The sequence below is a fragment of the Pseudoalteromonas sp. NZS11_1 genome (genome assembly GCF_015864275.1).
GTDB classification, from domain to species: Bacteria; Pseudomonadota; Gammaproteobacteria; order Enterobacterales; family Alteromonadaceae; genus Pseudoalteromonas; species Pseudoalteromonas arctica.
Genome location: NZ_JADYXK010000001.1, coordinates 105815 through 117344, shown reverse-complemented (window position 1 = coordinate 117344; position 11530 = coordinate 105815). Strand labels below are relative to the sequence as shown.

At 40.2% G+C, this 11530-nt stretch carries 10 protein-coding genes; 3 read left to right on the top strand and 7 right to left on the bottom strand.

The window, feature by feature from the left end:
• The 3 genes from I6F44_RS00480 (at position 1) to I6F44_RS00470 (ending at position 4707) form a co-directional block, all read left to right on the top strand.
• Entirely contained in the window at positions 1-834 is an 834-nt protein-coding gene (locus I6F44_RS00480) for an MBL fold metallo-hydrolase (protein WP_121953546.1), read from the top strand.
• Between the two features lie 128 nt (positions 835-962).
• A complete protein-coding gene (locus I6F44_RS19710; RefSeq protein ID WP_331459034.1) occupies positions 963-3074 on the top strand; it encodes a CHASE2 domain-containing protein in 2112 nt (703 codons plus the stop codon).
• Entirely contained in the window at positions 3046-4707 is a 1662-nt protein-coding gene (locus I6F44_RS00470; protein ID WP_121953548.1) for an HD domain-containing phosphohydrolase, read from the top strand. Before I6F44_RS19710 ends, I6F44_RS00470 begins: the two co-directional genes overlap by 29 nt.
• 288 nt (positions 4708-4995) lie before the next feature.
• Here I6F44_RS00470 and I6F44_RS00465 read toward each other — a convergent pair whose 3' ends face one another.
• The 7 genes from I6F44_RS00465 to I6F44_RS00435 all read right to left on the bottom strand — a co-directional run bounded on the left by I6F44_RS00465 (position 4996) and on the right by I6F44_RS00435 (position 11514).
• Positions 4996-6423: an NAD-dependent succinate-semialdehyde dehydrogenase gene (locus tag I6F44_RS00465; protein WP_197173091.1), complete on the bottom strand. Its 1428-nt coding sequence runs from the start codon at positions 6421-6423 to the stop codon at positions 4996-4998.
• 248 nt (positions 6424-6671) lie between these two features.
• Positions 6672-7010: an ISC system 2Fe-2S type ferredoxin gene (gene fdx, locus I6F44_RS00460; protein WP_007586379.1), complete on the bottom strand. Its 339-nt coding sequence runs from the start codon at positions 7008-7010 to the stop codon at positions 6672-6674.
• Between the two features lie 11 nt (positions 7011-7021).
• The gene (hscA, locus tag I6F44_RS00455; protein WP_121953550.1) at positions 7022-8884 is read right to left on the bottom strand and encodes a Fe-S protein assembly chaperone HscA; all 1863 of its coding nucleotides are present in this window, start codon (positions 8882-8884) and stop codon (positions 7022-7024) included.
• A gap of 41 nt (positions 8885-8925) precedes the next feature.
• Positions 8926-9453 carry a co-chaperone HscB gene (gene hscB, locus I6F44_RS00450; RefSeq protein WP_007586374.1) on the bottom strand — a complete coding sequence of 176 codons (528 nt, stop codon included), beginning with the start codon at positions 9451-9453 and terminating at the stop codon, positions 8926-8928.
• 82 nt (positions 9454-9535) lie between these two features.
• Complete coding sequence (gene iscA, locus I6F44_RS00445) at positions 9536-9859, bottom strand: iron-sulfur cluster assembly protein IscA (RefSeq protein ID WP_007377674.1); 324 nt, start codon at positions 9857-9859, stop codon at positions 9536-9538.
• 12 nt (positions 9860-9871) lie between these two features.
• Positions 9872-10255: a Fe-S cluster assembly scaffold IscU gene (gene iscU / locus I6F44_RS00440; RefSeq protein ID WP_002958426.1), complete on the bottom strand. Its 384-nt coding sequence runs from the start codon at positions 10253-10255 to the stop codon at positions 9872-9874.
• A 41-nt stretch (positions 10256-10296) separates the two neighbouring features.
• On the bottom strand, positions 10297-11514 hold the full coding sequence (locus I6F44_RS00435; RefSeq protein ID WP_002958425.1) for an IscS subfamily cysteine desulfurase: 1218 nt from the start codon (positions 11512-11514) through the stop codon (positions 10297-10299).
• Positions 11515-11530 lie beyond the last annotated feature (16 nt).

Below are 11530 nucleotides of genomic sequence, written 5' to 3'. Positions count from 1 at the left end.
ATGAAAGTTGAATTTTTTGGTGTTAGAGGCTCAATGGCTTCAGCAGGAAGTAATACACACATTTTTGGAGGAAATACCTCATGTGTGTACATCGAACAAAATAATGGCAAAGATCTCATTTTAGACTCTGGTACCGGTATTGTAGAGCTCGGTACACGTTTACTAGAAACACAAAGTCCTATCAATATTTTGCTAACGCATAACCATTGGGACCATATTCAAGGGTTTCCTTTTTTTAAACCTATTTACCAACCCAACCGCGATATAACTATTACTGTGGGTAACGTTGATGATAAAAAAAGCCAAGATGCCATATTAAAGCAAATGAGTGGTTCGTACTTTCCGGTGTGTTATCAAGATTTACCTGCCAGCATTACGCTTAATACTGATTTATCGTCTCAAAAGCAATTTACACTTAATGGTTTTTTGGTTTCGACTGCTCCACTAAATCACCCTGGCGGTGGGACTGCTTATTGTATTAAAGCGGATGATAAAAAGGTGGCTTACGTTACCGACAATGAGCTAAATCCGCCAGAAAAAGCAAACACAAGTATTAGCGAATGGGTCAATTTTATTGAAGGCGCTGATTTACTAATTCATGATGCTCAATTTATAGATGCAGACTTGCCTCTTAAACATGGTTGGGGGCATAGCACCATAGATCAGGTGGCTGAGCTTGCTATAAAAGCGAGTATTAAAAATGTGGTTATTATTAGCCACGATCCATCAAGAACCGATGAACAGTTATTAGCTATAGAAAAATATTTACACACGCAGTACGCTCAACAGGTAAAAATAGAATGCGGCCGAGAAGGACGAGTTTTTGATTTTTAGTCTATCAAGGAGCGTTACTCATTAGCTCCTTAAAACCAATTACTTCAAAGCACTTTTTCATTGGCGCTGTTATTACATTATTAATTGCATCAATAGAGCTATTTTCAACTGGGTCGCTTGCAAAGTTAGTGAACCGCGTAGAAGGTATAATATACGACTCTCGGTTGTTACTAACACTTTCAGAGACGCCTAGGCGTATTGATGAAACCGTTGTAATAATTGATATCGATGAAAAGAGCATGCAAGAACAAGGACGCTTTCCTTGGAGTCGCTCAAAAGTAGCTGACCTTGTTACAAAGCTTACTGATGCAGGTGTTATTGTTATTGCATTCGATATATTTTTTTCTGAACAGGAAGAAAACCCTGTTACAAAAATTATGTCTGAAATTCCTGATTTATCAAAAAAGTACACCATCCCCTTTGCTGAAATTACTAAACAAGTCGATGCAGACACAAAACTAGCAAGCGCATTATCTAAAAATGATACTGTTCTTGGTTTTTTATTAATTGATGAACAACTCACTAATCAAAACTTGCCAGCTAAAAGCAGTGTTGTATGGGCAAATGCGGATCATACTAATTCACAGATAAACCAGTTTCCTGGTGCTATTGTAAATATTCCTCAGTTACAAAATGCTACAACGGGTACCGGTTTTATCAATGCACATAGCGATGAAGATGGCTTTATACGTAAAGCAGCTCTTATAAATCGAGTTGGCAATAAGCTCTACCCTTCTTTAGCACTTGAAGTTGCTCGACTTTATACCCTTGCTGAAAACATAGAAACTCGTTCCAATATATTAGATGGTATAACGTTATTCGAAGGTATAAAGTTTCAAGATAAGTGGATTCAAACTGATGAATATGGGCAAATATTAATTCCTTACAAAGGGCGTGCACATAGCTTCCCTTATTATTCGGCTACCGATATTTTGACCAAAAAAATTGGTTTAGAGGAATTAGAAGGCACAGTAGCCTTTATTGGCACATCGGCAATTGGACTCGCTGATTTAAGATCAACACCTGTTGGTTTACAGTATCCCGGTGTTGAGGTACATGCCAATATATTTGAAGGGTTAATGCACCCAGAGCTACTGCCATCTAAACCTAATTGGTCACTGGGAGCAAGCTTGCTCATCATTGCATTAACGGGTAGCGTACTGTCGTTTTTTAGCCACGGTAAGAGCGCACGTTTTATTATTGTTTTGTCTCTTACAGTCACAAGTGTCGTTATATTTTTAAACGTTTATTTATGGTCAGTGCAAAAAATTAGTTTACCTTTATTAATGCCCCTTTTACTCATCATTATATTAGCGGGTTATTACATCATTGTTGGTTCTATCGCTGAAATGAAACATAGCCGAAAAATAAAATCTATGTTTGACCAATATATGCCTCCTGAGCGTATAAATCAGATGATATTACAGGGTAAAAGTTTATCTCAAAAAAGTGAGCGAAAAAATATGACGGTGTTGTTTGCCGACATTCGTAGTTTCACTTCACTATCAGAAAGTATGTCGCCCCATCAGTTAAGTGAATACTTAAACGAATATCTTACGGCTATTACCAAAATCATATTTGATCATAACGGGACTATTGATAAGTACGTAGGCGATATGGTGATGGCATTTTGGAATGCTCCACTAAAAGACGAAAACCACGCTCGCCATGGTGTTGAAGCTGCTATGGGTATGATAAACGGGTTAACGCAAATAAATCAGTTATTTGCAGAAAACAATCAGCCTGCAATAAAAATTGGTATCGGTTTAAGTACTGGCGATATGAATGTAGGTGATATGGGTTCGGTTTACCGTAAAGCCTATACAGTTCTTGGTGATACTGTTAATTTAGGTGCTAGAGTAGAAAGCTTGACCAAATTTTATGGCGTAGCTATTCTTGTTACAGAAGAAACGATGAACGAATGCCCTCATATTTCATTTCGTTTAATAGATAAAGTACAAGTTGTCGGAAAAACAACGGCTATACAGTTGTTTGAGCCTATAAATTTTACAGATAAGCTCGATGAAGAACAGTTAAATGAAGTTAAAAAATCACAGCAGGCCATGACGCTTTTTTATAATAAAAACTGGCCACAAGCGCTTAGCTTATTTAAAGAACTACACAGCACGACCGTATTTAGCTCTGACGTTTATACCATTTTTATCGAACGTATTAAGGGCACTGATTTGCAAACACTAGCTAAGGATTGGAATGGTGCCTTCAAACATACTAAAAAGTAGTAAACATATGCGACAGCACATTAAAGACAAAACAAACCTTCAGCATTTTATCGATATTAGTATTAGGCTAACAACAGAAAAAAACTCGTCTAAGTTACTTGATGAAATACTGCAAGTTGTGATGTCGATAGCAAATTCTGATGCTGGCAGCATTTACTCTATTACCCCAAACAAACAACTCAAGTTTGAAACGGTAATAAATAAGTCATTAAATCTTTATTTAGGTGGCACTTTAGGGAGCCCTGTAGATTTTCCTAATATAGATCTTTTTATTGATGGCAAACCAAACGAAACAGCTATTGTTGCCCACTCTGCAAATTCTGGCGAAGTGATTAACATTCCTGACGTGTATGATGCCCTGCCCTTTGATATGAGCGCAGCTCGCAAAATGGACGCACGCACGGGTTATCGTTCTGAGTCCATGCTAACAATTCCTTTAAAAGATCACGAAGATGACATTATTGGTGTAATCCAGCTTATAAATGTAAAAGATGCGCAAAATAAAAACATTCCTTTTAGTGAAGAGCTTGTCACTCTAATTCGATCTTTTGCCTCTTTAGGCGCTATTTCACTAACTAACTCAACACTAATTAAGGGAATGGAAGATCTTTTTTCGACCTTTGCTGAAACAATTGCGATGGCAATAGATGAAAAATCTCCTCATACCGGTGGCCATTGTAAACGAGTGCCAGCACTCACGTTAATGCTAGCTGATGCCGTGCATGATATAAATAAAGGCCCTTTGGCTTCATTTTCGATGAGTGAGGCCGACCGGCATGAACTTGATATAGCAGGCTGGTTACATGACTGTGGGAAAATCGCGACTCCCGATCACATTATGGAAAAGTCGACAAAACTAGAAACTATTTTTGATCGAATAAAATATGTAGATGCTAAATTTGAAATAATTAGCCGAGATTTAAAAATAGCGTATCAGCAAAAAATCATCTGTGCGATGAAGCTGCAAAAACCTATCGAGGTTCAACAATTTGAACGCCTACTTGATACCGAGCTTAAACAGTTGGCATTAGACCGTGCATTGTTACAGCGTGTGAATGTAGGGGGCGAGTTTTTAGGTGATGCAGAACTTGAGCACATTGAACGCATTGCAAACAAATACCAACTCGTTATAAATGATATTAATACACCATTGCTCTCAGCTGATGAAGTTGAAAACTTAACAATACGAAGAGGCACGTTAACCGAAGCCGAACGTGAAGTAATGAAACGTCATATGGATGTAACTAAAAATATTTTAGATGCCCTGCCGTTCCCTAAACACTTAAGCAATGTGACTGAATATGCTTTAGGTCATCATGAAAAACTTGACGGTACTGGTTACCCAAGAGGTTTAACCAAAGAGCAAATGTCGGTGCCTGCAAGGTTAATGGCTATTACGGATATTTTTGAAGCGCTATCTGCGGTAGACAGGCCCTACAAAAAAGCAAAACCGGTCAGTGAGTGTTTATTTATTTTAGGGTCAATGGTTGCTAAAAACCATCTTGATGCTGACATTTTTGCTATTTTTATTGAGTCACAAGTCTATAAAAATTATATCAACGAGTATGCTAACCCTGAGCAGCTAGATGAGATAGATTTTGATAACTTACCCGGTTATACACCTATAAGTTAGCACCTATAAGCCATGCCTTTATTCAAAATGCGCTTATTACAGCCTATACCTATCCAAACAAAAAAATGCCACCTTACGGTGGCATTTACACACGGGGTTATTTCTACTTATAGAAATCCTTTTACTTTTTATTTGTTTTTTTATGTTGTTTTATTAACAAAAAATATGTTCCCAAAGGTAGCATTTAGCGCTTTGGGTAGCAACAGTAAAAGGTAAAGTTCATATATCTGCCATATTAACGTCATAAAAAAGCGCGAAGTAAATTCGCGCTTGTATACTTAACTGCCGTTATATTTTAATACAAACGTATTTTTCTTCTAGGTACTCATCCAGCCCTTGATGCCCACCTTCTCGGCCCAAACCAGATTGTTTAACGCCACCGAAAGGCGCTACTGGGTTTGATATAACACCTTCATTTACACCTACCATACCAAATTCAAGCCCTTCACTAATTCGGTAAATTTGCTTAATATTTTGGCTATAAAAATAGGCTGCTAGACCAAATGGTACATCGTTAGCAAGTGCAAGCACTTCACTTTCTTCATCAAAAGGAATAACCGTTAATACTGGACCAAATACTTCTTCGTGGTAAATATCCATGTCAGTAGTTACGTTGTTTACTATTAATGGGTTTTGAAAGCTGCCACCTAAGTCACTACTATCGCCAATCAACGTAGCACCTTTATCGAGTGCGTCTTGTACTAACTGTTGTACTTTCTCTTTGGCTTTAGGGTAAATAAGCGGACCAATATCAACATCGTCTTCAAAACCATTTGCCACTTTTAACGCTGCAACCTTAGGCGTGATTTTTGACAGTACTTTGTCGAGAATATTACGCTGTATAAAGATACGGTTTGCAGCAACACATGCCTGCCCACTATTTCTAAATTTAGCCGCCATTAGCCCTTCTACAGCTTCATCTAAATCTGCATTATCAAAAATGATAAAAGGCGCATTGCCGCCAAGCTCCATCGAGGTACGTTTAATTGTGTCTGCACATTGCGATAGCAACTGCTTACCTACACCGGTAGAGCCGGTAAATGTAAACTTACGCACGACTTCTGAGTCAGTCAGCATTTTACCTACTGTTTTGGCATCTTGTGAAACCAGTACATTAAATGCACCTTTAACAAAACCAGCTTGATCGGCCAAATAAGCAAGTGCGATAGCACATAGTGGCGTATGTTCAGAAGGTTTAAGTATAAAGCTACAGCCCGCAGCGTAAGCTGGAGCTACTTTACGAGTAACCATAGCAACAGGGAAGTTCCATGGCGTAATACCAGCAACAACACCTACAGGCTGCTTAAAGCTAGTTAAACGATGCGAGTTATCTGTTGGCGGAATTACATCTCCGTAACTACGTTTGGCTTCTTCTGCAAACCATTTGATAAAACCTGCACCGTAGTTAATTTCGCCAAGCGATTCTTTGAGCGGCTTGCCTTGCTCTTTGGTCATTAGATCTGCAAGTGTTTGTTTGTGTTTTATAACTAGCTCATACCAGCGCATCAGCGTTTCGCTTCGCTCGGTGGCATTTGTCGCTTTTAATTTAACAAAAGCCCCTTGAGCTGAGGTTATTGCGCTATTTACACCCTGCTCGTCAATATCGCTTACTTCAACAATACTTTTTTCGGTAGCGGGATCGTTAACGCTAAAGTGCGTATCAGTCTTATAAAATTCGCCGTTAATAAATGAGTCTGAGAAAATAAGATTACTCAAAATAAACCTCCGAAATAGATTTTAGGGATTGGGTTGAACTCTTAGCAGCGGGTTTACCCCGCGTTTATATAATCTGAAAAATACGTGATCATTTTGATGTTCAAGTTTGAGATTAGAAAAATTTAACTTAAAACGTTTGAGATTTAAAAACGCGACATAAAGTCGCTGCTACGTGTTTATAAATGCTTTTTTGAAACAAAAAAGCCGCTGTATCAAACAGCGGCTTTTAATATATACATCGTTAAAAACTAGTGCTCTTCATTAACGATATTGAGATTGTACTTAGGTATTTCAACCACTAAGTCTTCATCTCTTATAATTGCTTGGCAACCAAGGCGTGACTCAGGCTCTAAACCCCATGCTTTATCTAGCATGTCATCTTCTAGCTCATCACTCTCTTGTAGTGAATCAAATCCTTCACGAATCACTAAATGACACGTAGTACATGCACACGACTTTTCGCAAGCATGCGCAATGCTAATACCATTTTTAAGTGCAGCGTCGAGTACCGTTTGGCCTGTAGGAGCTTCAATTGCAGCGCCGTCAGGACATAATTCAGGATGTGGAAGAAAAACAATTTGTGGCATTCTAATCTCTCTTAAATGTTGTCTACTGACTGCCCTGTAAGGGCCTTTTTAATTGATGCATCCATTCTACGCGATGCAAAGTCGCTACTCGCATTATCGACTTTTTCGATAGCTGCTTTAATTTCGCCAGGCTCTTGTGCATTTTCGCGCACTTTTACCAGTTCTGCAATTTCAGCGCGTAAGTTAGCAAGTTGCATATCGTCAAGTAATGCAGCATCGGCTGCAAGTGACGCATTAAGCGCTTCTATTACGCGTAACGCTTCTACTTGTTGCTCTTTAAGCATACGTGCTTGCATGTCGCCTTTAGCGTTGCTCATTGACTCTTTTAGCATGTTAGCTACTTGGTCATCAGATAAACCAAACGAAGGTTTAACTTGAATTTCAGCTTGTACGCCTGTTGATTTTTCCATTGCTGAAACACTTAATAAGCCATCTGCATCAACTTTAAAGGTTACACGAATATGTGCAGCGCCTGCCGCCATTGGTGGAATACCTTTTAAGCTAAACTTAGCAAGCGAACGACAATCATCAACAAGCTCACGCTCACCTTGCAGCACATGTAATGACATGGCTGTTTGGCCGTCTTTAAACGTCGTAAATTCTTGCGCGCGTGCTACCGGAATCGTCGTATTGCGCGGAATGATTTTTTCAACCAAACCACCCATAGTTTCAAGACCTAGCGATAACGGTAATACATCAAGTAATAACATGTCAGAATCGGGCTTATTGCCAATTAACACGTCGGCTTGAAGCGCAGCACCTAAAGCGACAACACGATCAGGGTCGATTGAAGTTAGCGGCTCTTTATCAAAAAAGCTTTGTACTTGGCTACGTACCAGTGGCATACGGGTTGAACCGCCTACCATAATAACTTGCAGTACTTCGTCGTTTTCTATGCCAGCATCTTTTACAGCACGACGACACGAACGCAGTGTTTTTTTAACGAGAGGCATAGCCATTTCGTCAAACGTTTCGCGTGTTACTTCTACTGTGTATTTTTGATCGTCAAACTCAAGACCCACGTTTACTTTAGCGTATTGGCTTAATGCTTCTTTACACGCTTTTGCTTTATTGATGAATAAACGTAAAACTGAAGGTGACAACGCTGACACACCAGTTTGCTGCTTAAAGTAATCAACAAGTAATGAGTCAAAGTCATCACCACCGAGACTTGAGTCGCCGCCAGTTGCCATTACTTCAAACACACCTTGGTGTAATCTAAGTACTGATATATCAAATGTACCACCGCCTAAATCGTAAACAGCGATAATACCTTCTTGGCCAGAATCTAAACCATAAGCAACGGCTGCTGCTGTTGGCTCATTTAATAAACGTAGTACGTTAATACCAGCCAGTTCTGCGGCATCTTTAGTACTTTGGCGTTGTGCGTCATCAAAGTACGCTGGTACTGTGATTACAGCCCCTAAAATTTCTTGGTTGCCAAAACTTTGCTCAGCTCGTGCTTTTAATGCAGCTAAAATATGGCTTGATGCTTTAATTGGACTGATTTTACCTGCCGCAGTTTCTATTGCTAGCGCACCATTGTGCTCACAGAACTCATACGGTAGTTGCCCATAACTTTGCTCTATTTCAGCCTGAGTTTTACCTAAAAAACGCTTAACCGAAATAAGTGTATTAGCAGGGTCTTGCGTTGCTGCTTGTGCAGCTTCTGCGCCAACAGTAATACCGCCTGCTTGATAACGAACAACCGACGGTAACATAGCCGCGCCAAGATCATCAGTTAACGTGCGGGCTTCGCCACTTTGTACTGTTGCAACTAATGAGTTAGTTGTACCAAGATCAATACCAATAGCTAGTTTATGTTCGTGTGGTGCCGCGCTCTGCCCCGGCTCAGCAATTTGCAATAATGCCATAATGCTCTTTAAACTCGTGTTGCTCGCTTTGCAGCAAGTAATTAATCGTCAAATAAACTGTCTTCAATACGCTCTAGTTCGTCACGTAACTTATAAACAAACTTCAGTTTACGAATATTATCTGCGGCAAGTTGATATTGCTGCTCATCGTTACTTGCGAGTTGCTCGGCAAGTTGTGCACTGTACTGCGTGTTTAGTTGCTTAATTTGTTTTTCAAAATTTGCAATGGCGGTATCAGGATCGCGCGACGATGTTAGCTCTTCAAGCTCTTCGCGAAGTTCCATTTGCTGCATTAAAAACATTGGATCTTGCAAGGTTTGCTGCTCTGCACGAATATCAACGCCTAGCTCGCTCAGCATATATTCAGCACGTTTTACTGGGTGCTTTAATGTTTGTAGCGCATCGTTAATTTCGGCGGCGCTTTGCACTGCCATTAACTTATCGCGGCTACTCGCATTCGCGTGGCGATCTGGATGTACAGTACGCTGTAATTCCAAGTAGTGCTTGTTAACCGTTGCTAAATCAATATTGTAATCAACGGGGACTGCAAATAATTCAAAGTAACGCATAACTTCAACCAATAATATTCAGAAATAACAAAGCCCTACATTAACTGGCAGGGCTTATTTATACTACAAAGATATTTTAAGCTTAAACGGTAAAGCTTTCGCCACAACCACACTCATCTGCTTGATTAGGGTTTCTAAATTTAAACCCTTCATTTAAGCCTTCTTTAGTGTAGTCGAGCTCTGTGCCATCGATGTAAACTAAGCTTTTAGCGTCAACAATTAATGTGACACCTTTAGCCGCAAAAGTTTCATCGTCTTCGTTTAAATCGTCAACAAACTCAAGTACATAAGCAAGACCTGAACAGCCCGTCGTTTTAATGCCAACGCGCAGGCCTAAACCTTTACCGCGGTTTGCTAAAAATGATTGTACGCGGTTTGCTGCCGCATCTGTCAATGTCACTGCCATGAGTTTCTCTTCTTACTTCGCTTGTTTGCTTTTGTAGTCTGCAATTGCTGCTTGAATTGCGTCTTCGGCTAAAATTGAACAGTGAATTTTCACTGGTGGTAATTCAAGCTCTGCACTGATATCAGTGTTTTTGATTGTCGCTGCTTCGTCTAGCGTTTTGCCTTTAACCCACTCTGTTACAAGTGAAGATGAAGCAATTGCGCTACCACAACCGTAGGTTTTGAATTTTGCATCTTCAATAACGCCAGTGGCAGATACTTTAATTTGCAATTTCATTACGTCACCACATGCTGGTGCGCCTACCATACCCGTTGCCACTGACGGATCGTTCTTATCTAGAGTACCTACGTTACGTGGGTTTTCTACGTGGTCGATTACTTTATCACTATAAGCCATTATTCTATCCTCATTACCTGCTAGGGTATGTGCTCACACTATTAGTGGTGAGCCCATTCAACTGAATCTAAATCAATACCTTCTTGATGCATCTCCCAAAGTGGAGACATCTCACGTAGGCGACCGATAGAGTTTTTCATTAATTCGACGGTGTAATCAATCTCTTCTTCGGTAGTAAAGCGACCAATACTAAAACGAATTGAGCTATGTGCTAATTCGTCGTTACGGCCAAGTGCACGTAATACATAAGAAGGCTCTAAGCTTGCAGATGTACAGGCTGAACCTGACGATACTGCAATGTCTTTTACTGCCATAAGTAACGACTCACCTTCAACAAAGTTAAAGCTGATGTTTACAATGCCAGGTACTGATTGGTCTTGTGTGCCGTTAAAGTATACTTCGTCCATATCAGCCATAATGCCGTCGATTAAACGATTACGTAAGGCGCTGATGTGTGCGTGATCTTTTTCGAAATCTTGCTTAGCGATTTTAAACGCAGTACCCATACCCACTAATTGGTGAGTAGCTAGTGTACCGGAACGCATACCACGTTCATGTCCGCCACCGTGCATTTGCGCTTCAAGGCGAGCACGTGGTTTACGACGAACGTAAAGTGCGCCAACACCTTTAGGGCCATACACTTTATGTGCAGAGAACGACATAAAATCAACTTTAAGCTGTTGCACGTCAATTAATACTTTACCCGCGCTTTGCGCTGCATCTACGTGGAACATAATTTTACGTTCGCGACACATTTCGCCAATAGTCGCGATATCTTGAATTACACCTAGCTCGTTATTAACGTGCATGATGCTTACAAGTACTGTGTCGTCACGCATTGTGTCGGCAAGTTTTTGTAAATCAAGTAGGCCGTTTTCTTCAACGTCCATGTAAGTTACTTCAAAACCTTGGCGCTCAAGCTCACGACATGTGTCGATTACAGCTTTATGCTCAGTTTTAGCGGTAATAACGTGCTTACCTTTTTTCTTGTAAAACTGTGCTGCACCTTTAATAGCAAGGTTATTTGATTCTGTTGCACCCGATGTGAAAACAATTTCACGTGGGTCTGCATTAATTAAATCAGCAATATCTGTACGCGCTTGGTCAACAGCTTCTTCTGCTTGCCAACCAAAACGGTGTGAGCGTGACGCAGGATTACCAAACTTACCGTCCATTGTCAGGCATTGCATCATTTCTTTAGCAACACGTTCGTCAACAGGCGTGGTCGCTGCGTAATCTAAATAAATCGGTAACTTCATTTCTCTCTCCGCTGCA